At 41.8% G+C, this 26,893-nt stretch carries 23 protein-coding genes and 3 pseudogenes; 19 read left to right on the top strand and 7 right to left on the bottom strand.

Going from position 1 to position 26,893, the window contains the following annotated elements:
• Window positions 1-39: 39 nt before the first annotated feature.
• The gene (locus tag QFZ80_RS24265) at window positions 40-1,167 is read right to left on the bottom strand and encodes a GntR family transcriptional regulator (protein ID WP_307553489.1); all 1,128 of its coding nucleotides are present in this window, start codon (window positions 1,165-1,167) and stop codon (window positions 40-42) included.
• A 211-nt stretch (window positions 1,168-1,378) separates the two neighbouring features.
• On the opposite strand from QFZ80_RS24265, the gene QFZ80_RS24260 reads away from it, so the two are divergent.
• The 6 genes from QFZ80_RS24260 to QFZ80_RS24235 all read left to right on the top strand — a co-directional run bounded on the left by QFZ80_RS24260 (window position 1,379) and on the right by QFZ80_RS24235 (window position 9,418).
• Window positions 1,379-2,674, top strand: coding sequence for a glycoside hydrolase family 125 protein (locus QFZ80_RS24260; RefSeq protein WP_307553490.1), 1,296 nt, complete (start codon window positions 1,379-1,381; stop codon window positions 2,672-2,674).
• Between the two features lie 2 nt (window positions 2,675-2,676).
• The gene (locus QFZ80_RS24255) at window positions 2,677-3,579 is read left to right on the top strand and encodes a carbohydrate ABC transporter permease (protein WP_307553491.1); all 903 of its coding nucleotides are present in this window, start codon (window positions 2,677-2,679) and stop codon (window positions 3,577-3,579) included.
• Between the two features lie 12 nt (window positions 3,580-3,591).
• On the top strand, window positions 3,592-4,422 hold the full coding sequence (locus QFZ80_RS24250; RefSeq protein WP_307553492.1) for a carbohydrate ABC transporter permease: 831 nt from the start codon (window positions 3,592-3,594) through the stop codon (window positions 4,420-4,422).
• A 103-nt stretch (window positions 4,423-4,525) separates the two neighbouring features.
• Window positions 4,526-5,875: an ABC transporter substrate-binding protein gene (locus QFZ80_RS24245; protein WP_307553493.1), complete on the top strand. Its 1,350-nt coding sequence runs from the start codon at window positions 4,526-4,528 to the stop codon at window positions 5,873-5,875.
• Window positions 5,876-5,898: 23 nt separating this feature from the next.
• A complete protein-coding gene (locus QFZ80_RS24240; protein ID WP_307561455.1) occupies window positions 5,899-9,213 on the top strand; it encodes a carbohydrate-binding protein in 3,315 nt (1,104 codons plus the stop codon).
• A 52-nt stretch (window positions 9,214-9,265) separates the two neighbouring features.
• Window positions 9,266-9,418, top strand: a complete 153-nt coding sequence (locus QFZ80_RS24235) for a hypothetical protein (protein ID WP_307553495.1) — start codon at window positions 9,266-9,268, stop codon at window positions 9,416-9,418.
• 1 nt (window position 9,419) lies between these two features.
• Here the strand turns inward: QFZ80_RS24235 and QFZ80_RS24230 are convergent, their stop codons facing one another.
• Window positions 9,420-9,587, bottom strand: coding sequence for a hypothetical protein (locus QFZ80_RS24230; RefSeq protein WP_307556134.1), 168 nt, complete (start codon window positions 9,585-9,587; stop codon window positions 9,420-9,422).
• Window positions 9,571-9,767: pseudogene (locus QFZ80_RS24225) on the bottom strand (IS6-like element ISPsa2 family transposase); the annotation flags it as partial. The pseudogene QFZ80_RS24225 and the gene QFZ80_RS24230, both read right to left, overlap by 17 nt.
• Before the next feature lie 188 nt (window positions 9,768-9,955).
• Here QFZ80_RS24225 and QFZ80_RS24220 point away from each other — a divergent pair.
• The 3 genes and pseudogenes from QFZ80_RS24220 to QFZ80_RS24210 form a co-directional block, all read left to right on the top strand.
• Window positions 9,956-10,390, top strand: a pseudogene (locus QFZ80_RS24220) (sigma-70 family RNA polymerase sigma factor); the annotation flags it as partial.
• 59 nt (window positions 10,391-10,449) lie between these two features.
• Window positions 10,450-11,124 carry an ABC transporter ATP-binding protein gene (locus QFZ80_RS24215; protein ID WP_307561454.1) on the top strand — a complete coding sequence of 225 codons (675 nt, stop codon included), beginning with the start codon at window positions 10,450-10,452 and terminating at the stop codon, window positions 11,122-11,124.
• A 453-nt stretch (window positions 11,125-11,577) separates the two neighbouring features.
• Window positions 11,578-11,724, top strand: a complete 147-nt coding sequence (locus QFZ80_RS24210; RefSeq protein WP_307553497.1) for a hypothetical protein — start codon at window positions 11,578-11,580, stop codon at window positions 11,722-11,724.
• A gap of 172 nt (window positions 11,725-11,896) precedes the next feature.
• On the opposite strand, the gene QFZ80_RS24205 is transcribed toward QFZ80_RS24210, so the two are convergent.
• Window positions 11,897-12,307 carry a hypothetical protein gene (locus QFZ80_RS24205; RefSeq protein ID WP_307561452.1) on the bottom strand — a complete coding sequence of 137 codons (411 nt, stop codon included), beginning with the start codon at window positions 12,305-12,307 and terminating at the stop codon, window positions 11,897-11,899.
• Between the two features lie 57 nt (window positions 12,308-12,364).
• Between QFZ80_RS24205 and QFZ80_RS24200 the strand changes: the two genes are divergently transcribed.
• Window positions 12,365-15,076, top strand: coding sequence for a glycosyl hydrolase family 95 catalytic domain-containing protein (locus QFZ80_RS24200; protein WP_307561450.1), 2,712 nt, complete (start codon window positions 12,365-12,367; stop codon window positions 15,074-15,076).
• Window positions 15,077-15,114: 38 nt separating this feature from the next.
• On the opposite strand, the gene QFZ80_RS24195 is transcribed toward QFZ80_RS24200, so the two are convergent.
• On the bottom strand, window positions 15,115-16,011 hold the full coding sequence (locus QFZ80_RS24195; protein ID WP_307553500.1) for an AraC family transcriptional regulator: 897 nt from the start codon (window positions 16,009-16,011) through the stop codon (window positions 15,115-15,117).
• Between the two features lie 386 nt (window positions 16,012-16,397).
• Here QFZ80_RS24195 and QFZ80_RS24190 point away from each other — a divergent pair, with 386 nt between their 5' ends.
• From QFZ80_RS24190 to QFZ80_RS24150, 9 genes are all read left to right on the top strand, one after another.
• A complete protein-coding gene (locus QFZ80_RS24190; RefSeq protein WP_307553501.1) occupies window positions 16,398-17,339 on the top strand; it encodes an ABC transporter permease in 942 nt (313 codons plus the stop codon).
• Window positions 17,340-17,368: 29 nt separating this feature from the next.
• Window positions 17,369-18,250: a carbohydrate ABC transporter permease gene (locus QFZ80_RS24185; RefSeq protein ID WP_307561449.1), complete on the top strand. Its 882-nt coding sequence runs from the start codon at window positions 17,369-17,371 to the stop codon at window positions 18,248-18,250.
• 82 nt (window positions 18,251-18,332) lie between these two features.
• Entirely contained in the window at window positions 18,333-19,925 is a 1,593-nt protein-coding gene (locus QFZ80_RS24180) for a type 2 periplasmic-binding domain-containing protein (RefSeq protein ID WP_307561447.1), read from the top strand.
• 101 nt (window positions 19,926-20,026) lie between these two features.
• Window positions 20,027-21,787 (top strand): sensor histidine kinase, encoded by a 1,761-nt coding sequence (locus tag QFZ80_RS24175; RefSeq protein WP_307561445.1) that lies wholly within the window; start codon window positions 20,027-20,029, stop codon window positions 21,785-21,787.
• Window positions 21,759-22,544: a response regulator gene (locus QFZ80_RS24170; protein ID WP_307553505.1), complete on the top strand. Its 786-nt coding sequence runs from the start codon at window positions 21,759-21,761 to the stop codon at window positions 22,542-22,544. The genes QFZ80_RS24175 and QFZ80_RS24170 overlap by 29 nt, the downstream gene beginning before the upstream one ends.
• A gap of 127 nt (window positions 22,545-22,671) precedes the next feature.
• Window positions 22,672-23,217, top strand: coding sequence for an RNA polymerase sporulation sigma factor SigK (gene sigK, locus QFZ80_RS24165; RefSeq protein WP_307561443.1), 546 nt, complete (start codon window positions 22,672-22,674; stop codon window positions 23,215-23,217).
• Window positions 23,218-23,447: 230 nt separating this feature from the next.
• The gene (locus QFZ80_RS24160) at window positions 23,448-24,359 is read left to right on the top strand and encodes a beta-propeller fold lactonase family protein (RefSeq protein WP_307561440.1); all 912 of its coding nucleotides are present in this window, start codon (window positions 23,448-23,450) and stop codon (window positions 24,357-24,359) included.
• A gap of 275 nt (window positions 24,360-24,634) precedes the next feature.
• Window positions 24,635-25,159: an RNA polymerase sporulation sigma factor SigK gene (sigK, locus tag QFZ80_RS24155; RefSeq protein WP_307561438.1), complete on the top strand. Its 525-nt coding sequence runs from the start codon at window positions 24,635-24,637 to the stop codon at window positions 25,157-25,159.
• 59 nt (window positions 25,160-25,218) lie between these two features.
• On the top strand, window positions 25,219-25,878 hold the full coding sequence (locus QFZ80_RS24150) for an ABC transporter ATP-binding protein (RefSeq protein ID WP_307561436.1): 660 nt from the start codon (window positions 25,219-25,221) through the stop codon (window positions 25,876-25,878).
• Window positions 25,879-25,984: 106 nt separating this feature from the next.
• Here the strand turns inward: QFZ80_RS24150 and QFZ80_RS24145 are convergent, their stop codons facing one another.
• Both QFZ80_RS24145 and QFZ80_RS24140 read right to left on the bottom strand, forming a co-directional pair.
• Window positions 25,985-26,221, bottom strand: a complete 237-nt coding sequence (locus tag QFZ80_RS24145) for a helix-turn-helix domain-containing protein (protein ID WP_307564225.1) — start codon at window positions 26,219-26,221, stop codon at window positions 25,985-25,987.
• A 292-nt stretch (window positions 26,222-26,513) separates the two neighbouring features.
• Window positions 26,514-26,636: pseudogene (locus tag QFZ80_RS24140) on the bottom strand (IS6 family transposase); the annotation flags it as partial.
• Window positions 26,637-26,893 lie beyond the last annotated feature (257 nt).

The following is a 26,893-nucleotide window of genomic DNA, read 5'->3' as shown; positions in this document are numbered from 1 at the left end:
CTTATGCGGTTTCATAGCTTGAGGCGACTGCTCTCTATATTATCTATCCATTCTCTTTACAAATGAATGAGCTACTAATGTTTGCGTTGGAACGGTGGTTCCATCCAACTGCATTTGCATCAAATTTACTGCATTTATTCCCATCTCTACTTCGTTTTGTCGAATGTAGCTGAACACGGGTTCTTCAAATAGATCGTCCGGAGAGTCGAAACAAACAATTTCGTAGTTCGTGTGTAATTCTAGTTTATTTAATACCTGTCGTAAAAGGATAGCTAATAAATATTCACCTACCACGAACGCTGTGATTTGCGGATTTCTCATTATGAATTGAGATATGATTTCACGGTCTTCCAAAATGTTGGAGTCCTTGTTCAATTGATTTGGAAGCGTAGCACTTAAATTTGTAATAAAATATTGCTGATCTATACCAATCCCTCGGTGCAGTAATGCATCCGTATACCCATGAACTCTTTCTTCAATTGTAGATGTGTTTTCAGGAGGAGTAGAAACAAAGGCAATATGTTTATGTTGTTTATCTAGTAAATAATCTGTAAGTTCTTGCGCTGCTTTTTTATTGTTTATGCATACCGAACAAGCATTAATTCCTTTTAAATAGCGATCGAGTAGGACAAGCGGGAATTCATTTAAGACAAGCTTTAAAAGCTCTTCATTGTAATGCTCTCCATGAATGGGATAAACAATTAATCCATCAATCCCCATTTTTACAAGTGAACGAATCGCAATTTCCTCTTCTTCCCTTAGATCATTGGTTAGTTTTAAAATCATCCGAATACGAAGCTTGGTGCATTGATGTTCAATAGCGCGCAGCAGTTTTGCTCCATAGGATTCTGAGAAATCCGGTAAAATGACCCCAATTAAGCGCCAGTCGTCAGAAGTAGGCGTTTCCAAATCGACCATTTCTTCTGTCAAGGCTAAGGAATGTAGCTCTGGTAAATGACTGCTTACATAAGAGCCTCTGCCGCGATGACGCTCAATTAAACCGGCTTGTGCTAAAATTTCCAAGGATTTTTTTGTTGTAATTCGGCTGACATGGAATTGATCTGCTAGTTCTAGCTCTGTAGGGATACGATCCCCTTCTTTTAGAACGCCACTTTTTATTTCGTTCAATATATGTTGGTAAATCTTTTCGTAGAGTGGGATTGCCATATTAATCATCCTTCATTCATTTAATGATATACCTAATATACTGTTTATTTTTTGAGATTACAATATAAACATAGTATTCATGCTGTTATATTAAAGACCGAAATTAACTAAATAAAATTATATTGACATAATATAACATACAACAATATACTAATTGCATAACCTGTATATATCAATATATATAACGACTAACAACGAAGAGAGTGATAACATGTATCCTTCTATACAAAACAGAATTCACAGGATTGAGGAGAAGTTTTTATCGACATCACCTAAATTAGTCCATATGTTCAAACAATGTTATCCAAACACGCTGGAAACAACGGTTGAGCTTTTGGCAGATGAAACAACATTTATCATAACGGGTGATATTCCAGCTATGTGGCTCAGAGATTCGTCTGCACAGGTAAGGCCCTACATTTCTGCATGTGCAGGCGATAAAGATTTAAAGCGTCTCATTCGTGGATTGGTCCATCGGCAAGCCATTAACATTTTAACAGATCCATATGCAAACGCCTTCAATAAAGAGGGCGATGGTTCTGGACATCAATCGGACTTGACGGAAATGGCCCCCTTTATTTGGGAGAGAAAGTTTGAATTGGATTCTCTATGCTACCCAGTCCAGCTTTGTAAGGATTATTGGGATGCTGCGCAAGACACAGAGCTCTTTAACGATTCTCTGCATCAGGCACTGCGTGTCATTGTAGAAACGATGCGAACTGAACAGCGCCATGATCAGCATTCTTCCTATTCATTTGAACGAAGCGAAGAACATTGTGTGTTGCCTTCGGATACGATTCCCTTTAAAGGTAAGGGGACTCGAACGAATTATACGGGCATGGTATGGTCGGGTTTTAGGCCAAGTGATGACGCTTGCAAGTTCGGTTTCTTAATTCCAGCCAATATGTTTGCAGTAGTCATTCTGGGTCACATTATTGAGTTTGCAGAAAATGCGTATCAGGATCATAGCCTTGCTGCCACTGCTAAAGATCTTAGGGCAGAAATTGAGTTCGGTATTCAAACATATGGTGTGTATCAACATCCCAAGCATGGCCCCATCTACGCTTATGAAACAGACGGTTTTGGAAATTACAATTTAATGGATGATGCTAATGTCCCAAGCTTACTATCCATTCCTTACTTGGGTTATCGTTCGAAGGATGATTCCATTTATCAAAATACTCGCGCCTTTGTTCTGAGTAAAGAGAATCCCTATTATTATGAAGGCATGTATGCGAAAGGAATCGGCAGTCCTCATACACCACAGGGGTATGTTTGGCATATCGGCTTAATTATGCAAGGGCTTACATCGAGGGATCTTAAGGAGCAGGATGCCATTATTCAAATGCTGCTTCATACTCATGCAGAAACAGGATTTATGCATGAAAGCTTCCATCCGGATCATCCAGAGCAATATACACGAAGTTGGTTTGCGTGGGCGAATAGCTTGTTCGGGGAATTTGTCTGGAAATGGGCTGAACAAAGGGACTTGATAAAGGAGGCATAGTATTGAAAGCAATTGTGCAAAAAAAGAATTTAAAAGCCTTGATCATCGGTTATTTATTCATATTACCTTCCATTATCGGTTTCAGTGTGTTTGTTGCTTACCCGCTCATAACCTCATTTTATTATGCTTTAACAGAATGGGATGGTTTTAATAAACCGAAATATGTCGGAATTGATAATTACATTTATATGTTTACAGTAGATCCTGCTTTCTGGACTTCCATAAAAGTAACTTTTTACTTTGTTTTTCTAAGCGTTCCTGCTTCACTAGCGCTTGGTTTACTCTTAGCCATGTTATTAAACAAAAACCTTCCCGGCATTAAGTATTTTCGCACTTTTTATTATTTACCCACCGTCTTACCTATTATTGCATCTCTTACGTTATGGAAGTTTATTTATCAACCTCAATATGGTCTTGCCAATCAAGTTTTAAACTTGTTAGGGCTCCCTCAAGGAACTTGGTTGACGGATGAGAATACAGCTTTGATTTCAGTCATTATTAACGGTTTATGGCAGGTTGGAGGTACCATGATTATCTTTTTAAGCGGTCTCCAATCGGTCCCTCAAGACTTTTATGAAGCCGCACAAGTGGATGGAGCCACAAGGTGGATGAGCTTTATCCAGATTACCATTCCGATGATTACTCCTATTCTTTTTCTTCAACTCATCTTAGGGATTATTGGAGCTTTCCAAGGGTTCACTCAGGTACTTGTATTAACGAACGGAGGACCTAATTTTTCCACAATGCTTCTTAACTTCAAAATATTTCAGGATGCTTTCAATGGCAAGATGTTTGGCTACGCGATTTCAGAAGTAAGTATCCTGTTTGCCATCATTATGCTATTTACATTGGTTACTTATAAATTTTCCAATCGATTTGTCTATTACGAAAATGATAATAGGTAAGAGGGTGGCAGTATGAAAAATTCTGCATTTCAAATATTTCGATTTATTATTCTTCTAGTTGGCTCAATCTCGATGCTGTATCCATTATTTTGGATGATCATTATAGCGTTAAAGGGAAACGATGATGTGTTCAGTCTTCCGCCTGATTGGTACCCCAAAGAATTCAATTGGGAAAACTTCGTAATTGGAACTGAACAAATTCATTTCTGGAGAGCGTTTTCAAATTCAATGATTATTGCAGTCCTATGTACAATCGGACAGATCATTAGCTCGGTTCTAGTAGGGTACGGCCTAGGTCGTTTGAGATTTCCGGGGCGTAAAATGTGGTTTTCTTTATTTGTAGGAAGTCTGATGTTACCAGGATTTATTGGTTTGATTCCCTTGTTCCATTTATATACATCACTGGGTTGGTATAATACTTGGCTTCCTATCATCGTTCCTGCGTTTTTCGGAAATGCATCCTTTACATTTTTGTTTATCCAATTTTCGAGTACCATTCCAAAATCCTTTGATGAAGCGGCGAAGATAGATGGTGCGAATGATCTTCGAATATTATGGAACGTTATTGTGCCGATGTCTATGCCCATTATTATCACCATGATGATTTTTTCGTTTCAGGGTTCTTGGAACCAGTATCTTGAACCTGTTATCTATTTGGTTGATCAATCAAAGTGGCCTTTGGCTGTTTCCATGGCTTCATACGCATCCACATGGACAACGCAATGGAATTATTTTATGGCGGCTGATCTGCTTTATATGCTTCCCATGCTGATTATCTTTTTTATCGGCCAAAAGTATTTCATGCAAGGTCTTGGATCGGTCAATTCCGCTGGTTTGAAATAGCCTCGACTCATTGAAAGGGGGAATGTCAAAAAAATGATTTGAAATGTCATTTATACTTAAAAGTAAAAAAGTTTTTTCTATAAAAAACGGGAGGTATTACAAAATGAAAAAACATCATGCAAGGGCAAGTCTATTATTAGCGGTCGTTATGGTATTTCCATTCGCTTTGTCAGCTTGCAGTTCTACTGATAAGGCGCCAACTTCAAGCACTTCGGCTGCAGCTACTACGAATGCTCCTTCAGCTACAAAGGAACCTACAAAAGCGGCACCTATTGAAGTCAGTATTATGACTTGGGAATCTCCATCTATGAATGAAAAGATTATGGCATCTATGAAAAAATTCGAAACAGCGAATCCAGGTATTACTGTGAAAATGATTCCTGCGCCATTATCCGATTATGGCCTAAAAATCAATCAAATGATAACAGCCAATCAGGGTCCCGATATATTCATGACAGGCAATGATATGGTGATTGCCAACGGTGCGGAAGGAAGACTGTATGACTGGAGTGCTAAGGCAGCTGGAGATAAGGAGTTTATGGATGGTTTTTATAACGGTGTACTGGATGCGTGGAAGTTAGATGGCGGCAAATTATATGGGCTGCCTGGTCTTTTAAATACATATGGTTATTTCTATAACAAGAAACTCTTCAAGGAGGCAGGATTAGCTGAGCCCAAAGCTGGTTGGACTTATGATGAAATGTTTGCAGATGCACTTAAGCTTTCTTCTAAAAAGGGAGGCGTGCAGCAATATGGATTGTATGCAACCGTTGACCCATTCAAATTATCCTTATATTCGGTTTCTGCCGGTGGTGCGCCATTTGCCAATGGAATCGTGAAACCTACCAAAGTTGAAATCAGTCCGCAGTTTATTGAAGGTTTAGAAAAATATAAGGCTGCAATCGCTAACGGCTCCATGATCCCGCCGAACTTCGACCAAACAAACGTCATCAGCAATTTTAAAGCTGGTACTGTGGCGATGACGCAACAAGGTCAATGGATTGCGGATGATTTGATCAGAACTGCACCTAATTTAGATTGGGGCTTTGTTCCAGGTCCTGTAGTAAACTCACAATCGGAAATTTACGATGCAGTTGGTTGGAGCAGCCCTTCCAACATTAAAAATCCGGATGCGATCTGGAAAGTGCTTAAATATTTGGATTCGACCATGTATGCAGAAGTATTGCCGCAAAATCCCGTTGCTCCTGCCGCACATAAGGATGCTGCAAAAGCCTACTTCGACTTTTTAACTTCTTCCAAGCATGCTGATGTTGCCGAAGGTGTGAATCATATTCTCCAATCCAAGAATGTTCAACCCGTACGATTCCTAACCACATGGGCAGGTAAAGCAAATCCATTTGTAGAGGCTTCATGGAATAATGTTTTGACAGGGAAAGCACCTGTCAGCAACCTAAACGATATGGTTGACAAGATTTCTAAGGTAATTAAATAGTTCTATTACATTGGAGGTGTGAGATGGAATTGAAAAAAGTTAAACCATTTAAATTCATAGTATTAACATTGGCGTGTTCCTTGAGTTTTACTACGATGTCTGCCATTACAAGCACAAAAGCCAATGCATTCACTTCGTCAGATGCAGACGTAGCCATCACAAAAGCCAATGCATTTACTTCGTCAGATGCAGACGTTGCCATAGAAGCATTTAACACAAAGTTTTGGGATAGTGATGCAAAGTATTTTTGGACGAATTCTGATCATGGCAACAACTATCAAGGCTTCTGGGTAGAAGCGGAACTTTGGGAAATGGTCATGGATGCCTATGTACACACATCTGATCCTAGTTTGAAATCAAAACTTAGAACTCAGATCGATGATATATTTGACGGTACAGTAGCAAAATTCGGAGAAGATTGGACAAACAATCATTTCAACGATGATATCATGTGGTGGGCCATGGCATCTGCGAGAGCTTATGAAATTACCAAGGAACAAAGATATTTAGATAAGGCCAAGTATTATTTTGACTTCGTATATGACACGCAATGGGATGACAACTTTGCAAATGGCGGCATTTGGTGGTTGAATAGTGAGCATACCACAAAGAATGCCTGCATTAATTTCCCAGCGGCTGAAGCAGCTGTTTATATGTATAACATTACTCAGGATGAACATTATTTAGATGCAGCTTCTAAAATATACAGATGGGGCAAGACTATGCTTACTGACGGCAATGGAAAAGTATATGACCGTATAGAAATTGAGAAAGGCGCAGTCCCGGATGCAACTCATTATAATCAGGGTACTTTCATAGGCGCAGCAGTAGGCCTGTATCAAATAACCGGAAATACCGTATATCTCGATGATGCAGTGAAAGCAGCTAACTTTACCCAAACTCATTTAGTTGACGCCAACCATTTGTTGCGCTACGAAGGGCCGAATGGGGACTTAAAGGGCGGTAAAACGATATTAATCCGTAATCTGGCCTATCTTCAAAAGGCTGTGAATGAGAGAAGTGAAAGTGCATATAAGCAGTTTAGCAACGATCTTAATTATTGGCTTGCTTTCAATACTCAAATGGCATGGAATAATCGAAATTCAGACAATATCGTGGATGGCAACTGGGCAGGGCAACTGCTTTCCGGAACTTATGAATCCTGGGCGTCATCAAGTGCTGTTGAAGCATTAACTGTTATAGAACCACAGGATGTTACAATAAATTATGCCGCAAAAAATCCTTACAATACAATAGAAGCGGAAAGCTATAATGTGGGTACCGGATTTATCTTAGAGGGCAGTTCAGAAGGTACACTGCAGCTGGGTGGAATTCAGTCAGGATTCTTTGCGGCTTATAAAAATGTTGATTTTGGATCCACCGGTGCTATTGGCTTTATTGCTAGAGCAGCTAGCGGAACAGATGGAGGTAATATTGAAATAAGGCTTGATTCGTTGAATGGTCCCAAAGTTGGCACCTTAAACGTAGAAGGAACAGGCGGTTGGAATAATTATACGGATGCCGTTACACTTCTTAAGGATGATCAAGGGAACCAAAGTACAGTTACGGGAAAACATGATGTATATCTTGCCTTCACAAAGACGAAAGATCAATACTTATTTAATTTAAATTCGTTCAAATTCACTACAACGGATCCTACAAAAACAGATGCATATGCAAGGCTTAAAGCTGGTAATTTCGACAGCAGTTCAGGTCTAAGTAAAAATGCGGAGTGGGGATTTATAGATGGTATTAAAAACAATGCTTATGCCTCTTATAAAGGAATTGACTTTGGATCCGGTGCCGCAGGTGTTACTGCTCATGTAACAAGCGGCAATCAAGGGGGTACTATTGAAATTAAGTTAGACAGTTTGAACGGACCCACTGTAGGTGTTATTGGAATTCCTGCTTTAGGTAATTGGAATAACTGGGTAGACATTATGTCTAACATAGACGATACCAAAGCCGTTGGTGTTCATGATGTATATCTAGTGTTTCATGGAACAAACGGAAGTGATTCACCCTGTAATTTGGATTGGTTCACCTTTACAACAGTGAAGGGCAAAGCAAGAGATGCATATGGTAAGCTAGAAGCTGAAAACTATACCAGTGGCGTAGGTTTCGGTACGGAAAATGGAGGAGGGCAAACCTACTTGGCCGGAATATACGGTCCTAATAACCCATATGCCATGTACAATTACGTCGATTTTGGAAGTACAAGTCCTTCAAAATTCCATGTTAATGCTGCAAGTGATACGGGTGGAGGAACTATAGAATTAAGAATGGACAGCATGAACGGTCCCGTTATTGCGACTAGTACTGTTACAGGAACCGGCGGATGGCAGAAATTCAAGGTTTTCTCAGCGGATGTAACAACGCCTATAACAGGAAAGCACATTGTTTTCATGTTGTTTAAAGGTGGAGATTGGTTATATAACTTTGATAAATTTACCTTCGGTGACCCAGCTGTATTTACAGCACCAACTCCACCGCCTGTTCCTGTGAAAGACAATGTTCCTCCAGGCAATGTGGAAAATGTTCAAGTGATCAGCGGAACTGACAGTATGAAGTTGCTTTGGGATGGTCCCTATGATATTGATGGTCAGAAGGTGCAAATCACTCTATTAAGCAATGGACAGCAGGTTGGCAGTGTAATAGATGTTAATAGAGGAATACAAACTGCTGTTCTACCGGGAATTCAAAAGGGTAAAGACTTTACTATTTTAATAAAGACTATTGATACCTCAGGAAATGTATCTCAGGGAAAAACAATAGTGAGTAAGGATTTGCCTTCATTTTCACTTTCTGCAAATTGGAATATGTTGAAAGAAGGAGATTCCTTCGAGGATTACATGGCTCTAAACTTCAAAGTATGGGATAACTTATCAGCCATAAAATCTGCACAAATCATCGTGGATGGTACGGAATATAAGATTAATCCTCAAACAATGCAAAGTATAGATATTGATATGGCTGGAAATTTAGGAGATAAGACGACAACTGTTGCAATCGAGGATGCTGCAGGTAACAAGCTTCAGAACACATTTCATGTTAGCGTTACAACAAGTGTATATGCCATGGAACATTTAATAACTCGTTACACGGATTCAGGAGAATTAAGCGGAGCGGTGATACCACAGCTTACCAATGCTCTTAAGCAGGTACAACATCGACTTGAAATCGGGAAACAGGATAATGCGATTAAACATATGCAGGATTTTATAAAGCACTTAAATAATGAAGCCTTACGTAATAATGTTAAAGACAGTGCCAAAGCGATTCTTAATACGGATGCTCAATCGCTTATTACCACCTGGCAGAAAGTGAGTTCCAAATAGAATACATCTTAATAAGTATCGGCCGGTCGCGGGGCAAGGAGTGAGGAACATCATGAAATCATACTTGTCTCTCATATGGATCAGCTTCAAGAATAAGAAAGTGTATAAGCTGAATGTTTTGTTCCGAGTCATCAGTTCGGTGGTACTCATTGTGGTTGTATTACAAATAATAAAACTGCCAAGTATACCTTACTTTATTGGATAAACTATACAGCCAATCCAAATAATTTATTAATCCATTCAACATCGGAAATAGCAGGCGATATTTCAACCTGCTGTTTCCTGAGCATATGAAAGGCTTCAATTCCCGCTAACGTTTCTTCGGCTGTCTGGAATGACTTAAATCCCATCATAGTTTTCAGGTCCGAACTCATGGACCCATCTCATGATCGTAGTATGAGAGATATTCAATCCTCGCTCTTTTATCATTTCTGCGACATCTCTATAACTCAAGCAATATTTTAAATGCCATCTAACGGTTAATAGGATCATATCAGCTTCGTAATGTTCCATTTAAATACATGATCTTTTGATTTCATACTGATTCGTCCCATCCCATGTTTGATCAAGCCTATCGTCCCGATCGAGATCAAATCCTCTAGATCTTCCCCAGTATTGTCGAATTTTTTGAGGTTGTGGACACGAAGCAACGTAAAAAGTCTTGCTGCCGTGATGAGTAACCTCGGATGAATTTAATTACTCATGTGATGGTGGTAATGGTTTTTAACTTAACCAATAAGTTGCTATCGAGTCGTTCTCGCCGAACAAAGGGACCAAGCTCGCGACATTCGCAGCTCGCTGTATTGAGAACGAAATACTTATGCATCTTCGCTCATTGAAGAAAACGCGCAAAGATGTGTCCTTGCATGATCCCATCGGAACGGACAAAGAGGGGAACGAAATTACGTTGATCGACATCCTCGGGACGGAAGCAGACGATGTCGTAGATAAGGTGCAGCTCAAGATAGAGAAGAGCAAAATCTATCGCAATCTGGAGATATTGGACGATCGCGAGAAGGAAGTCGTCGTTGGCCGGTTTGGTCTGGAACTTGGCGGGGAAGAGAGGACGCAGCGGGAGATTGCGAAGGAGCTGGGCATTAGCCGCTCCTATGTGTCTCGGATTGAGAAAAGGGCGCTCATGAAGCTGTATCATGAGTTTTATAAGGCGAAGCGGTAAGGATTGGAATCGGATACTTCATTTATTTGGACTCTGTGCAAGTAATGGAGGTGAAGGTTATGACGTTAATCCATATCGAGAATGCAAGTAAATATTATACGATGGGCGAGGAAACGATTAAAGCGTTAGATGACGTCTCGCTAGATATTGATCATGGAGAGTTCGTAGCTATTATGGGACCGTCAGGTTCCGGCAAAACAACATTAATGAACATCATCGGGTGTTTGGATGTTATAGATAAAGGTATTTATGACTTAGATGGTCAAGCAATAAACGTGCTTAAGGAATCTCAGCTTGCTGAGATTCGTAATCAGAAGATTGGATTTGTTTTTCAGAGCTTCAACTTGCTGCCGAGATTAAGTACTTATGAGAATGTGGAGTTGCCTTTGATCTATCGGGGAATGAGCAAAAAGGAAAGAGAGCCACTCGTTTTACATGCACTAAAATCGGTGGATTTATTGGATCGATGGAAGCACCATCCATCGGAGTTATCTGGTGGACAACAGCAGCGTGTTGCTATTGCGCGAACGTTGGCAGGTGATCCTCCGATCATTTTGGCGGATGAGCCTACGGGAGCGTTAGATTCGAAGACTGGTGTGGAGATTTTAAACATTTTAAAGAGATTAAATGCACAAGGTCGGACGATTATTTTGATTACGCATGACTTATTGATTGCACAACAGGCGAAGCGGATTGTGCGGTTTCGGGATGGGCGGTTGAATGAAGTTGTTTAGTGTTTATAAACCGGAACTCCAAATAAGGGGGTCCGGTTTGTTTGTGCGCCTCACAGTCGCACAATCTAAGTGGTTCAAATCCACTCGGTAACTTTACCTTTTAAAGTGCCGTAGCCGAAGTAGAGGTCCTAATCCAGCAGGGTTAGGATTGGCAGGTTGTCTCTCGTGAGAGAGAATCTGAAGGGCCTGCAGGAAAAATCCAGCCCGGAATGCGGTGATCCAGAGGTGGCGGCGATGTTGGGTGACCCGCCAAACAAACGGGGAAACTTATGCAAATATGTTATATCTTGCAGGGAAACAAACAAAGGGATATGACCTGCCAGGCTCATCGACGTGATTAGGATCAGGTTGGATGGAATAGAATGTGCAGATAACCGAGGGAAGTCTCGTAGTCTCCTTGACGCAAACGTAGACAAGGTAGGGAGGTATAACCTTAAAGGGAAAGCCGAATCGATGTGCTTCGAGATGGCGGATCGTTCCGTAGTAGCGAGTAAGTCCGAGCTGGTGAAGGCTGGTAACAGTCTGGAGGGGAAAATTCGGATGAGTATACGCGCGAGAAAGAAGACTCAGTCGCATAACCTGCTTACGACGGCGTTTTGAGTCTGAACCATTCCCATTATAAAGATAAGCTTCTGTCCAGTCTGATTTCGGAATTCTTTTTTTCTCCGGATTAATACTCTTATCAGCTTCAGGTACTTCAATAAAAGTGCGGAGTTGTTTCATAATCGAATAATGATAATCATCTACTGGTTTTAATCTCCTGGTAATTCCTTTAAAGAAAGTTTTCACCTTGACGGAGACGATTAGTCAGAGCCTCGTGAGTTTTCCAATGTGGAGGACTTATATTGTATTCATAATTTTGAGATGTGCGATATGAATTAACAACTTCAACAATTTTTGCAATAATAGGTTCAGCTAAATGTTTTTCCTTAATGACACGCTTTTTTCGCTTGGCGCCACCTTCTTCTTGAACATCAAATTCCAGAAAAAACGTTCGCTGATCTGCTGATTCACGTATGAAGGAAAGATCTTCTCCCATCTTATAGAGTGCTTGCTCTGGTAACCTAAGTAGCTGATGTCGGCGTTCTTCCTCATAAATTAAAGGAGAATGTGTGGCACTGACCCCACTGCCTGCTAAATTGCGACATATTTGCTTTCTTTTACGTCGCTCTGAACGATTCATGAACCTTCCCCTGCCAGATATAATAAATACCATAGCGAGCAGATCAGGGGGAATAGCATGACTAAAATATCGGAAATTACACGAATGTACGAAAAAGGCAATTACGCTAACACCTATAAAGAAGTGGCAACAACAAATCCCGGATTAGCGTGGCGGGAAGGCATGATTAGTGGAAATGGCGAAAATGGGTATATCACGTCAGGATCGCCTTATACGGACAGCTTTATTTTTCAAAATATGTGGTTCAACTATCCGTCTCGAGATCCAAGAGCGATTCCAGGAGAATTAACGGGGCAGCTTGCTGATGCCAGATGGAATGTTTTTAAACAAAACGATCAATGGAAGATTACTTTTCCTGACGGTAAAACGAGGGTAAGAACCTATTTTTATAGTTATCATCCGGGACACCAGCTCAGATTAGGCGTGACTGATAAGGGAGCCGTGTCTGATTATGAGAGATGGACGAATTATGAAACAGCCGAAACCGGAGTACGATACACCGATGAATTTGGCGAGTGGATCCGAACCTCGTTTACATCCAGAGAAGACAATGTTTCGATTACGAAGATCTCACAATCCTCAGAAGGCGCTAAGATCAATATGATCATCTCCATTGATGACATTTCGAGCATGTACAAATCGAGGGATGGTATGTCTGAGCTGACGGCGCTTCAATACAAAAAGCTTGTGGAACCGAGTGCGGCATATATCGCGCAGGTTGCCCATTACCCATCCTATCAGGACAGCGAGCTGAGCAATGGTGGGTATGCAGGTCTGACGCAGATTATTGTTGTTAATGGATCCAAGAAGAGAGTACTGCTCGCTGACACGAATGAACCGATGAATGTAGGAATGGAACAGAATCCTGCGATCCAAGTGATCGACGCCGAAGCCGTATATTTAATTACGCAATCGAACAGGACATTTGATATGGGCAAAACCGAAGATTTTGCCGGAATGACGCAATACGCTATCGTAGACAATTTATTTCAGAACATGAATGCGGTCGCTGAAAAATATAAAGATGCCTATGGTAAATTCGATTATCAAGCTGCCCTCACGCCTCACGCCCTAAAGCATTCCGCAGAATTTAACGCTGCACAATTTACTCTTACAGGCGACGAGGATGACAAGAGCGCTGACAACGTAACGCTAATCAACGCGCAAAAGGCATCAAAAACTAGAATCAATCATGCTTTTATGGAGCAGGTGTACAACCAGGGACGATATGCCTTACTATGCTGCAGCGGTTCAAGCGCTCCGCGCTTGTATGGGATGTGGACCGGGGAGTGGAATCCTGGCTGGCGAGGTATCTATACGCTTGACGCCAATGTGAATTTACAGGTTTCTCCGATGAATACAGGCCATTTCACGCAAGCGCAGCTTGGATACATCACTTTCTTCTTGAGAAACACGCCCGACTTCGAATACAATGCGCGAATGGCCTACGGGATGCATGATGCCCTGCAGGTGTCGGTAAACTCGGACATCGACCGCGCAATGCATGTGGAATACGACAATGACTATCCGTTTGAATATTGGAATGCCGGAGCGAGCTGGTGTCTGCTCCCGATCTTCGAGTATTGGCAGTGTTACGGCAATGGGCAGATTCCGATCAAAGACAACATGAGAATTCATGATCTGAAACCGCTTCTCAGTATAAAGGACGGTGGGCTGACGGATGAAGAATTCAGTCAATTGATCGAAAATGGATTTCTAGATTTGGAAAAGGATATTTTACTTCCGCTGCTGACAAAGCAGGCTAATTTCTGGGAGCAGCTATGTACGCCGGAATACTATACGGATATAAACGGTAATGCGTGCTATGAGAAAGGCAAAACTGCGTTAAATCCAGGCGAGAAATATTTGCTTATCCCTACCTACTCTCCAGAGAATAACCCGATCGGTTACAACAGTACGATTACGGCAAATGCCACGATGGATATTTCTGCGGCGCGGGATGGACTGCATATGGTCATATCCATGGAAAAAGCAGTAAAGCGCGACGGATATGAAACTGCTGTTGCCAAATGGGAAGCATTGTTAGGACTAATGCCGGATTATAAGGTTGACAAAGACGGCGCTTTACGCGAATGGGCAATGAGTGAATATACGGAAAACAACAACCACCGCCATTTAAGCCATCTCTATCCGGCTTGGCCTGCGTACGAAACGCAGAACAATACGGAGTTAACGGAAGCAGCAATTATCGCGGTTGAAAACAGAAATAAATACAATACAGGAGACGCGACGGCGGGGCACGGCTGGATGCATAAGGCGCTGGTCTATGCCAGGTTAAAAAACGGCGACGGGGTCGTCTCGTCCCTTCTGCCGATGATGATGGATTCCGGTTATTACACTTCCTTGATGACAGACCATGACACAAACAGAAGAAACGACTGCTATTGTACGGATACATTATTTGGTACTGTGGGGGCAGTAAATGAAGCGCTGCTATTTTCCAATACAGGTGAAATTGAAATACTTCCGGCGCTGCCCTCTGAATGGAAATCAGGGTCAATAAAAGGATTAATGGCAAGGACCCGGGTAGAGGTTAGAGGGTTATTTTGGGACACTAACATTGCATGTGTTACATTAAAATCAGTTGTAAATCAAAATGAAGTAAAAGTAAAAGTGGGTATTCCTTGGACAAAAGCAATGGTTAACGCCCAAGAAGTAGAGGCGCTTGACGATGAATTTGGTAAACATATTCGCTTAACGCTGAATTCTGGTATAGACGTTACAGTTGTATTTATTTTGTCCAATTGATGCGATGTTCGAGTTGTACAATTTATTACCGTTTGTCTTCAATGACATGTCACATTGTGATCAAAGGGCTTGCGCAAGGAGCGAAACTCACCTGCCGAGGTATTGTAGTATTTCTTAAAAGCAGTACAAAAATGTTCCAATGAAGAAAAACCGACATGTCGCGCTATTTCACTAATGGTCATTGAGGTTGTAATAAGAAGGTGAACGGCAGCCGTCATTCTTGCTTGGGTCTTTTTTTGCGTAAACGATTGGCCATAATACTGTTGAATGGTTCTCTCCGTCTGTCTCACACTTAGTCCCAGTTTTTGAGCGAGCTTCTGTATAGTTAAATCATCATAGTTGTATAAAAAACTATTTTCAATGATAACGACTCTCTCGTCGTCTAAGGTTTTAAGCGGCATAGCAGAGGAGGTCAGAACACTGTTTGTGTAGTTTCTGACCAGCTTGATGACGATCTGCTCGATAATATGTTGAACCGTCAGGTAGTAGCCGATATATTGATTGGTTGTTTCATAGGAGAGTTGCTCGAACAATGGCAACAAATTCTGCTTGTCCTGACCGAACCAAAAAGTTGTTTGAACGAATTGGTTTGCTATAGAGGAAAGATCCGGATCATCGTTAATGTTATTGGCCAACACTTCAAAGCATATGCAGTATTCCGCCATAGGGTCGGAGAGAACCGTGATTTGCTCGTGCGCAATATCTGGGCCAGTCATATAAAGAGTGCCAGGATGTATCGGATAATTTCGGCCGTTTGCTACCAAGATTCCCTGTCCCTGAGGAATATAATGCAGTTCGTAGCTTTTCATGCTATGGCTGTGTTCGAGAAAGGATTGATAAAAGACCCCGAATCTGATATACAAAACGTTTAACAATAAACCGCCTAACGAAATCTTAACGTTCATATTTTCGACATTAACTTTTGGGAGCTCCACTTGACCAATCCCCCCTTTTGCAGATTCTTTAAATTGTTTCGTAAGAAGATTTCAAGCAGCCTTTTAATTTTATTATGTGTGTTCAACAAGCTTAACGCAAGCTTGTACTTAACAATACCAAAAATTTCAACTTGGTATTCAGTTTGTCTTTGGTAGACTTCACCTTAAAGATGTTCCTCTCTTTGGGTGAAGTTTTCCCTTTAAACGAATGATTGGATATGAACTGTCCGGAAATGGATTAGGAACGGCAATTTCAGGTATTTAAAGCTTTAAAATAGGCACACTTATCTTGGAAATGAACCGTATCATCGTAGGCACCCTTCAAATTATAATTTAGACATAAAGGTAATTATAGACATACAAAAATTTAGAGGGTGGTGATAGTTATGAACAATGACGTATTTCTAAAACGCTTTCAAAATCAGCTGCCTTTTCAGCTATTTGTCTGGGTCGGGCTTGTGTTCCTATTGATTTTTAGTTACATTCCGATGTTTGGAATTATTATTGCGTTCAAGAATTATAAAATATCGACAGGAATTGAAGGTATTTTTACAAGCTCGTGGGCTGGGCTTACCCACTTCAAAGAGTTAATTAATGATTACAATTTTCCGATGCTAGTGCGCAATACTCTGGTTTTAAGCTTGTTAAAAATCATCTTTTCCTACCCAATCCCGATTTTGTTTGCCATTCTGCTCAGTGAAGTGAAGCATGTATTCCTCAAACGGTTCGTCCAGACGGTCAGTTACTTGCCTCATTTTGTTTCCTGGGTAGTTGTAACCGGCATTGCTTATTCGTTCTTCTCAAGCGGTTTCGGCATCATTAACTACCTATTGCAATCGCTCCATCTTGTGGATAAACCGCTCGACATTCTGACGAACCCGGATGCCTTCTGGGGACTCGCAGTTTCTACGGCCATCTGGAAAGAGGCCGGATGGTGGACGATTATCTTTCTTGCGGCACTTGCCGGTATCGATCCTTCACTCTATGAGGCTGCGGAAATCGATGGGGCGGGGCGGCTTAAGCGAATTCTCTATATTACGCTGCCCGGGCTGAAGAACGCAAGCATCGTTGTTTTGATTCTGACAATTGGCAGCATGCTAGGCGGCGGCTTAGTCGGATCGAATTTTGAACAGGCGATGCTGCTCGGCAATACATTAAACAGCGAGAAGTCTCAGATCATTCAGACCTACGCTTTCACGATAGGGCTTGCGCAAGGAAGATTCTCGTTCGCAACCGCAATTGATTTGATGCAATCCGTTATTTCGGTCATGCTGATTTTCACCAGCAACGCGATTGCCAAGCGTGTGTCGGGAACTGGATTGTTCTAGTTCGACAAGAAAAAAGGAGGTGATCCATTTTGCGCAGAAGAAAAACAGTCGAGGATCGCGTACTGGATTCCATTATAGCGGTCGTCCTAGTCATCATCGTTTTTGTTACGGTATATCCGTTCTATTACATTTTGTTGATCACGTTTAACGCCGGCACCGATACAGCCGCCGGAGGCATGTATCTATGGCCGAGAAGCTTCACGCTCGGTAACTATCTCTATTTCCTCGAAAATCCGAAGTGGATTAAATCATTGGGTATCTCGGTGCTTCGAACTGTCATAGGGACATCGCTTGCCGTTCTCTTTACTTGTTTAGTTGCTTATGGACTGTCCAAGAGAGATCTGATTTTCAGGAGAAGCTATTTCTTAATTGTAATCGTATCCATGAACTTCTCCGGCGGATTGATCTCCTACTATATCGTTTTAAAGAGCCTTAAACTGATTAATACATTTGGTGTTTATGTCATTCCGAGCATGCTGAATCTGTTTTTCCTGCTAATCGCGATCTCCTTTTTTAGGGAAATTCCCGATGAACTTGGGGAATCGGCACGTATGGATGGCGCCTCTGAAATTCGCATTTTCACAAAGATCATACTTCCGGTTTCTATGCCGCTGCTTGCGACGATGAGTCTATTCTTAGGCTCAGGACAGTGGAACTCATGGCTTGATTCCGCTTATTTCGTACAGGACGAGGACTTGCGTACGCTTACCTATCGAATGATGCAAGTCATTAATCAGTCGATGGTCCCTTCCGGAGAAGCGCAGATGGCCGCCATGTCGCGATCGAGCGTCACACCATTTTCTATTCAGGCCACCGCCATGGTTATATCGATCGTTCCCATTCTCGGCGTGTACCCGTTTCTGCAAAAGCATTTCGTATCGGGTATAATGCTTGGTTCCGTCAAGGGTTGAAAGCAATATTTTTATAGCACTCTTATTTGGATGTCAATCAGAGTGCTTGAAAATAAGAAGTTATTATGAAGGGGGAAAGAAAATGAAAAAACGAATCGAAAGGATCACCAAAATGGTAGTCGCTCCGCTTCTGATAGGGGGTGTGCTTGCAGGCTGCAGCACGAGTACGGATAATGGGGGAAATTCATCAGTGAGTAGTACTCCAGCGGCCACCAAAACCGCTGTTGGTACAAGCGAGAATCCAAGTCCCTGTACATCACCTGTCGAGCTAAATATGTTCGTCGATGCCACGTGGTATCCGTTCCAGGAATGGTCGGGCGAAATTCCGGAAGCGATTACAAAAGCAACCTGTGTGAAGCCAAAAGTCACTGTTGCTACCGATGACAAGCAACTGGCTTTGATGACGGCCTCCGGTGATCTGCCAGATATCGTGGTGTCTTTCAACTTCAAACTCATGTCAGATGCAAAACTTAGTCTTCCGTACAATCAAATTTTTCCGAAGTACGCTCCGGATGTAAAATTTGATCCGATTAAAGAGCTGGTTAGTACCGTAACTGATGGCAATTATTACGCCATCCGCAATGATTTCTCAACGGAAGCTGAATGGAAAGCCAATCCTTACGCACATATGATGGTTCCGGGACTTGCTATGCGCAAAGATATTTTGGAGGAAATCGGAAATCCAGCTATCAAATCGATTGACGACCTCAATAAGGTTTTCGCCGATGTTAAAGCTAAGCACCCGGAAATGACGCCATTAATCTTGAACCCGAATTGGCTAAGACCTTTTTTTGATACGCAATTCGGCGCTCAGGGTGGGTTTGTCGACAAGAACGGCAAGATTGAATATTATCTCAGACAGGATGAGGTACGCAAGTCGATGCTTTATATGAACAGTTTGTATCGCAACGGCTTTGTCACGTCGGAAAATTTCGCGTATAAGAACGAGTCGGAGACCGAGCAAATGGTGCTCGCCGGCAAAGGCTTTGCTTACACATGGACCTATTCCGCTGCGGACCGCCTCAATGCAGACTCAAAAGATAAAAATCTCAAGTTCGTTCAACTCGCGGAGCCGCTCGGACCGAACGCATCCATCATCAGTACCGGAACCGGCGGACTGGGAATGTACGTAACCAAGAACAATAAGAATGTCGAGGCGACCGTGAGGCTTCTCAAATACTTATTTTCGGAAGATGGGTGGAGAACAGCGGAGTGGGGAATTAAAGATAAGGATTGGACCTGGAACGCAGCAGGATATCCAGAATTTAATTATGATGTCCAAAATATTGAAATTCTCAAGAAGAAAGGTGTTTACTGGTGGGGCGTGCCAACGGAGAGCGGTGTTGGCATGGCTTTAGGCTCCTACAAGAAAGGCTCGGAAACGACGCGTCAAGGGGAAGCCTACTCCAAAATTACGAAATATAACCCGGCGATCGGCATGATTAATCCGGATACCGATTCTCCGGAGCAGATTATTCGGGCTAATATCGATAATATGGTGAAAACGGAAGTCACGAAAGTGTATCTTTCGAAATCGGAGGCGGAAGCCGCAAAAGCGTACGATGACATGCTGAGCAAGGCTGAAAAAATCGGTATCGCTAAATTGGAAGCGTGGGCCACAAAGCAGTACGGACCGTTGAAGGAAAAGTACGATAGTTTGACGAAAGCAAAATAAGAGATCATATAAACTCATACGGAATGTAGCCATATTGGATGGTCTATCATTCCGTATGAGTTCGTTCATTTTTTGGAAACGGAGCCGTGAAGAATATGCGCATGAGTACTAAAATGATTGTAGGCTATATTCTTCTGATTATTATTCCGTTCCTTACTTTTGCCTATTTTGTTTATAGCCAGATGAATGATAAGTTTATTGCGAAATACCAACTAGCTAATCAGCAGAATATTGAACAATTAGCTGTTAATCTTGACGCTAGTCTAGTTAAGATCGAATCACTTTACTCGATATATCAGAATAACAACGCTTTAATTGAATTTTTGCGAGGAGACTACACCAATGATCGAGATTTAATTTACGCCTATCTGAAAGAAATCGTACCCGCTATTTCATTTTCATATCTTGGAGATAAACTTGTGCGAAATCTTACCATATACCCTAAATATGAAGAACGTTTACTGAACGTTACCGGTTTTAAGGCTTATCACGAATTGGAAGATGTCATTAAAACCTCTGATTGGAAGGCAATGGGTCCGAAAAAAGGGATATGGACAATCGATTCCATCGGTGAAGTACCAACACTGGCTTACTTTCACAAGATTTATAACGATTCGTACTCTAACGATCTTGGTGTACTTCAAATTACTGTTCAATCCATATTCTTTAAGGAGTTCCTCGATCAGCTTCGGAGTCTCCATCCTAACAATGTGATCCTATTGGTGAGTCAAGATGGCAACATCGTGTATCAAAAAATGGACAATTCTTTTCCCAAAAATCAACTAATGGAGATTAAGTCTTCCGCACTTGCGAATTGGAGTAAAACGTTTATGACTGATCGCAACCAAATGCTTGTCAATTCAACGGACTTGTCGAGACTGGGGCTTAAGATTATTGAAATTAACCAGAAGGATGCCTTGTTTACGTTGCTCCGCCATAAGATCTGGTGGATAACGGGAGGCTTTGCATTGCTTGCCTTGTTGACCATTCTGTATTACGTTTTTGTTTCTTCCCTGACCAAACGACTCATTCTATTGTCGCGACATATGCGCCGGGTAGAAGCTGATTCCTTATATCACCCGTACACTGGGCGCGTAGGAATAGATGAGGTCGGGTTTCTGATCTTGAACTACAATGGCATGATCAATCGAATTGATGAACTGGTAAACCGTGTCCAAAAAGTAGAATTGCTGAAGAAAGAAGCTGAGTTTAGAATGCTGCAAGCACAAATCCAGCCCCATTTTTTATATAATACGCTGGAAACGATGCGCATGCTGGCCAGGGCAAGTGGTGATTCCACTGTTGCGGATATGGCTTATTCCCTTGGGGATCTTTTGCGTTACAGTTTGTCCAAACAAGATGAAACGACTTTTCAGGATGAATTGAACAATGTAAAAAGATACCTCTCCATCCATCAAATTCGGATGAGTGATCTTTACTATGAGATAGTCCCTGAAGAAGGGCTGATGACGTTAAAATGTCCGAGGTTTATTTTACAACCTCTTGTTGAAAATAGTATCATTCATGGTCTATCGAAGCGAAGAGGGGCCAAGCAAATCGCCATACGATTTGCCAAGGAGCAGGATTACGCTATCATCGAGGTGTCTGACAACGGATCAGGTATTTCCGAAGATGCGCTTACAGTACTGCGGCAAGCACTTGCAGGCGAAGCTGTTAGTGGTATTTCTGAAACACAAGGAATGGGCATTGGCCTTACAAATGTAGCCGAACGGGTGAAAGCGTATTTCGGGGGGCAATCAGGCGTGATGTTTAGCAGCCTTCCTGGTGAGGGGACTGTTTGTTCACTTCGACTTTATTTAAAGGAGAACGGCGATGCTGAAGTTAATGATCGTAGACGATGAACAGATTATATTAGCTGGCATACGGGACATGGTAGAAAAGGAAAATACCGCTTTCACCAAGATTGTTACAGCAAACGATGGTATCGAAGCGCTTGAAAAGATGGATTACTTTCGTCCTGACTTGATAATAACTGACATTCAAATGCCTGAAATGGATGGTTTGACTCTGATTCGCGAGGCTCAAAAGAAAGATGTCTCCCACTTTATCATTCTCTCGGGATATGACGAGTTTAAATATGCACGTGAAGGTATTCGCTTGCAAGTCAAAGAATACTTGTTGAAACCTATTAATCAGTTGGAGTTAGCCGAATTATTAAAAAGAATGGCAATTGATATTATGGAGGAGAAACAAGCCACTCAGCTTAAAACGCAAGAAGCCGGGGAACCACAAGGGAATTCTAATGAGAATATCAGAATCTTAATTGACTATATTAAGACAAATTATATGAAGGATATTTCTCTTGGTGACGCTGCCTCTTTGTTGGATCAGCATCCTGTGTATGTAGGGCAAATATTCAAAAAAGAAACGGGTAACACATTCAACTTTCTTCTCAATGAAGTCCGAGTAGAGAAGGCTAAGCAGCTTCTGATTGGGATGAAGGGGATGTCTTTGGACAAAATTGCGAAACACGTAGGCTACGAAAATCGCCGGACATTTTACAAAGTTTTTCGTAAATATACAGGTCAAACACCAGGCGACTATAGGGAAGCTTTTTTTGTCATCTCGGTTGATGGCGGCATATCTGATCCGAGTTAGTGAACAGGAGAGTGGTTACGTGCCTGATGAATTCCCGATGAGCCAAGCTACACTAAGAAATTGAATCACAAATGTCTTCTATTGTATCAAAATCATGCTAGTTTAACCTTCTCTATGAAATGGCACTGTGTATTATTTTGAATTTACGTTGCTTCGTGTTCACAACCTCAAAAAATTCGACAATACAGGGGAAGATCTTGAGGATTTGATCTCGATCGGGACGATAGGATTAATTAAGGCGATTGAGTCGTTCTCGCCGAACAAAGGGACCAAGCTCGCGACGTTTGCAGCTCGCTGTATCGAGAACGAGATTTTGATGCACTTACGTTCTCTGAAGAAAACGCGCAAAGATGTGTCTTTGCATGATCCCATCGGAACGGACAAAGATGGGAATGAAATCACTTTGATCGACATCCTCGGAACGGAAGCGGATGATGTCGTGGATAAGGTGCAGCTCAAGATAGAGAAGAGTAAAATATATCGGAACTTGGAAATCTTGGACGATCGCGAGAAGGAAGTCGTCGTTGGCCGGTTTGGTCTGGAGCTTGGCGGGGAAGAGCGGACGCAGCGGGAGATTGCGAAGGAGCTGGGTATTTCGCGGAGCTACGTTTCAAGGATTGAAAAAAGGGCGCTCATGAAGCTGTATCATGAGTTATATAAGGCAAAGCGGTAAGGTTACGAATCGGATACTTCATTTATTTGGACACTTTGCAAGTAATGGTGGTGAAGGTGGGGGCCTTATGGGCGCCCTTATTTTTTGCTTTTAGGGGGAGAAAGGCGATTTAATAGGGTCCGTAAATCACGCTCAAGCTTAGGGCCAAATATCTATAAAATGGCCGTGCCACTCCTTTATGCAGATTAATAACTTAGATTAAGTTATAAAATGAAGGAGGGTTATTCCTTGTGACCACGTGTAGACCTTCGCCATCATTTCATTTCGCTTATGTCACGAACTACAACGATAATACCCTGTCGGTGATTGATACCCGAACAAGAAAGGTTAAGGCAACAATCAAGACAGGTAGTGGACCTTTTGAGATTGCTGTTACACCCGATGGGAAGTATGCTTATGTTGTCAATAAACGCGATAATACCGCTCAAGTAATCAAAAGAAAAACAAATACAATTATCCGAACCATCCAGGTCGGAAAAAGTCCATCGGATGTAGGTACATCGCGAAAGTTCGTCTATGTTACTAATTCGGCTGATCATACCGTTTCAGTAATATGTATAAAGAAACAAAAAGTCGTTGAAACGATAATGGTCGGAAAAAGGCCGGTAGGAGTAACCATTACGCCTAAGAAGATGGGCAAAAAAACTTTAGGATTTGTAAGTAATAACGACAGCAATACGATTTCTATTTTCGATGTGAAACACAATAAGGTTATTGACACGATAAAAGCCGGTGTTGGCCCGGATCAAATTGCTTTCACGACGAACCGCAAATTAGCTTATGTCACCACGGATGATAATGTTTTGGTTATAGGTATTCATAGCCGAAGGATTCTAAAAAAGATTAAAGTAGGAGTTAAACCAATCGGTGTAGCCATAACCCCTAACAACAAATTTGCCTATGTTGGTAATGAAGGGGATAACACAGTTTCCGTCATAAAGCTTTTTAATAACAAGGTGATAGCTACCATACCTGTGGGGATCAAACCCGGCATTGTAGCCATTACACAAAATAGTAAATATGCCTATGTTGCCAATTTTGGAGAAAATACAGTTTCTGTAATAAGAATTAGGGATAATAAGGTTATTGACACGATAACAGTAGGAAATGCAGCATCTGGGCTTGCAATTATCCCTTTATAGAAGTTATTGACTAACGTATCGGTTTACAACGGTAGATTGCTTGGACTATTGGGACACAAGGTTTACCCCAGATTCCACTTCGATGGTGTCACACAAATCATAAAACATTCATAGTACTATTTGGGGTAGTCTCTGACTTATTAGTAAATGAAAGATGTCTGCATCAATGTGCTTGCGCTGCATGTGTGGCCAGGTAACGAGAATGCAATATATAACACAAGGCTGCCGTGTAGCAGTCTTGTGTTCATTTAATGGACTATTAATGAAATTTTACGTTGCTTCGTGTTCACAACCTCAAAAAATTCGACAACACAGGAGAAGATCTCGAGGATTTAATCTCGATTGGGACGATCGGTTTGATTAAGGCGATCGAGTCGTTTTCGCCGAACAAAGGGACGAAGATGGCGACATTCGCGGCTCGCTGTATCGAGAACGAGATCCTGATGCATCTGCGTTCACTGAAGAAAACGCGCAAAGATGTGTCTTTGCATGATCCCATCGGAACGGACAAAGAGGGGAACGAAATTACGTTGATCGACATCCTCGGCACGGAAGCTGACGATGTCGTGGATAAAGTGCAGCTTAAAATAGAGAAGAGCAAAATCTATCGCAATCTGGAGATCTTGGATGATCGGGAGAAGGAAGTTGTGGTTGGACGGTTTGGGTTGGAGCTTGGCGGGGAAGAGCGGACGCAGCGGGAGATTGCGAAGGAGCTAGGGATTTCGCGTTCGTATGTGTCGAGGATCGAGAAAAGAGCGCTGATGAAGCTGTATCATGAGTTTTATAAGGCGAAGCGGTGAGGTCACGAATCGGATACTTCATTAATTTGGACTTTGTGCAAGTAATGGAGGTGAAGGTTATGACGTTAATTCACATCGAGAATGCCAGTAAACATTATACGATGGGCGAGGAAACGATTAAAGCATTAGATGATGTCTCATTAGATATTAATCATGGAGAGTTCGTAGCAATCATGGGTCCATCAAGTTCCGGCAAATCCACACGGATGAACATCATCGGGTGCTTGGATATTGTAGATAAAGGTATTTATGACCTAGATGGTCAAGCAATAAACGTGCTTAAGGATTCTCAGCTTGCTGAGATTCGTAATCAGAAGATTGGATTTGTTTTTCAGAGTTTTAACCTGCTGCCGAGATTTAGTGCCTATGAGAATGTAGAGTTGCCCTTGATCTATAGGGGAATGAGCAAAAAGGAAAGAGAGCCGTTTGTTTTACAAGCACTGGAAGCGGTGGACTTGCTAGATCGCAAGAGGCATTTTCCATCAGAATTATCTGGCGGGCAGCAGCAGCGTGTCGCTATTGCGCGAACGTTGGCAGGAGATCCTCCGATCATCTTGGCAGATGAATCTACGGGAGCGTTAGATTCGAAGACAGGTGTAGAGATTTTAAACATATTAAAGAGATTAAATGCACAAGGTCGGACGATTATTTTGATTACGCATGACTTATTGATTGCGCAGCAGGCGAAGCGGATTGTGCGGTTGAATGAAGTTGTTTAATGTTTATAAGACCGGAACTCCTTGAAAAATAAAGGGGGCCGGTTTGTTTATTTTCAAGCTTAACGGGCAGCTTAACAAAACTTCAACAAAGGGCTGATAATGTCCTTTATTCAAAATAAATGGCATGATAAGGGAATTCCAGCCTTGGACTTTCGTAGCCACAACGCCCCCCAACTTCATGGATAGGCAAATCCGTGGTTCTGAGCAAAGCAATGGTTGCCTCCACCCGTCGATCTTTCAGGTATGCAAGCTGCGAGGTTTGCTCAGACTTCTGGAACAACCTGCATATGTGATACTTGTTGATCCTACAATGCTCGGAAAGCGTATCTAGTGTTAAAGGCACTGAGCCTATATTAATTGAGAGTATTTTACGGGGGAATGTATGAAAACTATTATTTTCATGGGCAGAGAGAACACGCGGATTGACTGGCAAAGGTAGGTAATTGCCTTGCTGTTTTATCCTTGTAGACAAGCTATAGTTGTGGTGCAAGAATTAAAAAAAGATAGCAATTTCCCAATAAATTGTAATTAACTATGCCATAATACCAAATATTTTATTAAGCCATTCAACTGCAGAGAGGACAGACGAATTATTTTCGGCCTGCCCTTTCCTAATCATATATCAAGATTTCTTTTGGTAGGGATTTCCGCTTTATTAATTCTAGTATTGCTGGTGGATATGCTGGATTTTTATCCAAGGTGATTACACGTAGGATTTTATTATGTGGAGAGGACAAGGCCTTTGTAAAGAAACGCTTCGGCGTTTAGAGGGTTGATTATATGTAAATATCAAAAAACAGTATATCAATGCTAGATTACGATATAGGATGAATAAAATATAATGTTAAAATAAAGATTGCATGGCGGGGTCAGAAGATAAAGGCTCATTGAGGCTTTTTTTCTTAACATATTGACGGAGGAGCCCCAAGATATCTTGCTCGAACTCCATGAGGAAGTAGGGTTGAGATAAATTGAAGTATGTACCGCTACAGGCTCTGTATGGAAGGAGTTAGCG

The sequence above is a fragment of the Paenibacillus sp. V4I7 genome, assembly GCF_030817275.1.
Lineage (GTDB): Bacteria > Bacillota > Bacilli > Paenibacillales > NBRC-103111 > Paenibacillus_E.
Note: the sequence above shows the minus strand (reverse complement) of the source record. Positions and strands in the feature narration are given on the sequence as shown.

What these genes read in the sequence shown, in the direction of transcription:
- QFZ80_RS24265 (WP_307553489.1), bottom strand. Translation starts at nt 1,167, where the DNA reads ATGGCAATCCCACTCTACGAAAAGATTTACCAACATATATTGAACGAA.
- QFZ80_RS24260 (WP_307553490.1), top strand. Translation starts at nt 1,379, where the DNA reads ATGTATCCTTCTATACAAAACAGAATTCACAGGATTGAGGAGAAGTTT.
- QFZ80_RS24250 (WP_307553492.1), top strand. Translation starts at nt 3,592, where the DNA reads ATGAAAAATTCTGCATTTCAAATATTTCGATTTATTATTCTTCTAGTT.
- QFZ80_RS24245 (WP_307553493.1), top strand. Translation starts at nt 4,526, where the DNA reads ATGAAAAAACATCATGCAAGGGCAAGTCTATTATTAGCGGTCGTTATG.
- QFZ80_RS24240 (WP_307561455.1), top strand. Translation starts at nt 5,899, where the DNA reads ATGGAATTGAAAAAAGTTAAACCATTTAAATTCATAGTATTAACATTG.
- QFZ80_RS24235 (WP_307553495.1), top strand. Translation starts at nt 9,266, where the DNA reads ATGAAATCATACTTGTCTCTCATATGGATCAGCTTCAAGAATAAGAAA.
- QFZ80_RS24230 (WP_307556134.1), bottom strand. Translation starts at nt 9,587, where the DNA reads ATGAGTTCGGACCTGAAAACTATGATGGGATTTAAGTCATTCCAGACA.
- QFZ80_RS24215 (WP_307561454.1), top strand. Translation starts at nt 10,450, where the DNA reads ATGACGTTAATCCATATCGAGAATGCAAGTAAATATTATACGATGGGC.
- QFZ80_RS24210 (WP_307553497.1), top strand. Translation starts at nt 11,578, where the DNA reads ATGTGCTTCGAGATGGCGGATCGTTCCGTAGTAGCGAGTAAGTCCGAG.
- QFZ80_RS24205 (WP_307561452.1), bottom strand. Translation starts at nt 12,307, where the DNA reads ATGAATCGTTCAGAGCGACGTAAAAGAAAGCAAATATGTCGCAATTTA.
- QFZ80_RS24200 (WP_307561450.1), top strand. Translation starts at nt 12,365, where the DNA reads ATGACTAAAATATCGGAAATTACACGAATGTACGAAAAAGGCAATTAC.
- QFZ80_RS24190 (WP_307553501.1), top strand. Translation starts at nt 16,398, where the DNA reads ATGAACAATGACGTATTTCTAAAACGCTTTCAAAATCAGCTGCCTTTT.
- QFZ80_RS24180 (WP_307561447.1), top strand. Translation starts at nt 18,333, where the DNA reads ATGAAAAAACGAATCGAAAGGATCACCAAAATGGTAGTCGCTCCGCTT.
- QFZ80_RS24175 (WP_307561445.1), top strand. Translation starts at nt 20,027, where the DNA reads ATGAGTACTAAAATGATTGTAGGCTATATTCTTCTGATTATTATTCCG.
- QFZ80_RS24170 (WP_307553505.1), top strand. Translation starts at nt 21,759, where the DNA reads ATGCTGAAGTTAATGATCGTAGACGATGAACAGATTATATTAGCTGGC.
- QFZ80_RS24150 (WP_307561436.1), top strand. Translation starts at nt 25,219, where the DNA reads ATGACGTTAATTCACATCGAGAATGCCAGTAAACATTATACGATGGGC.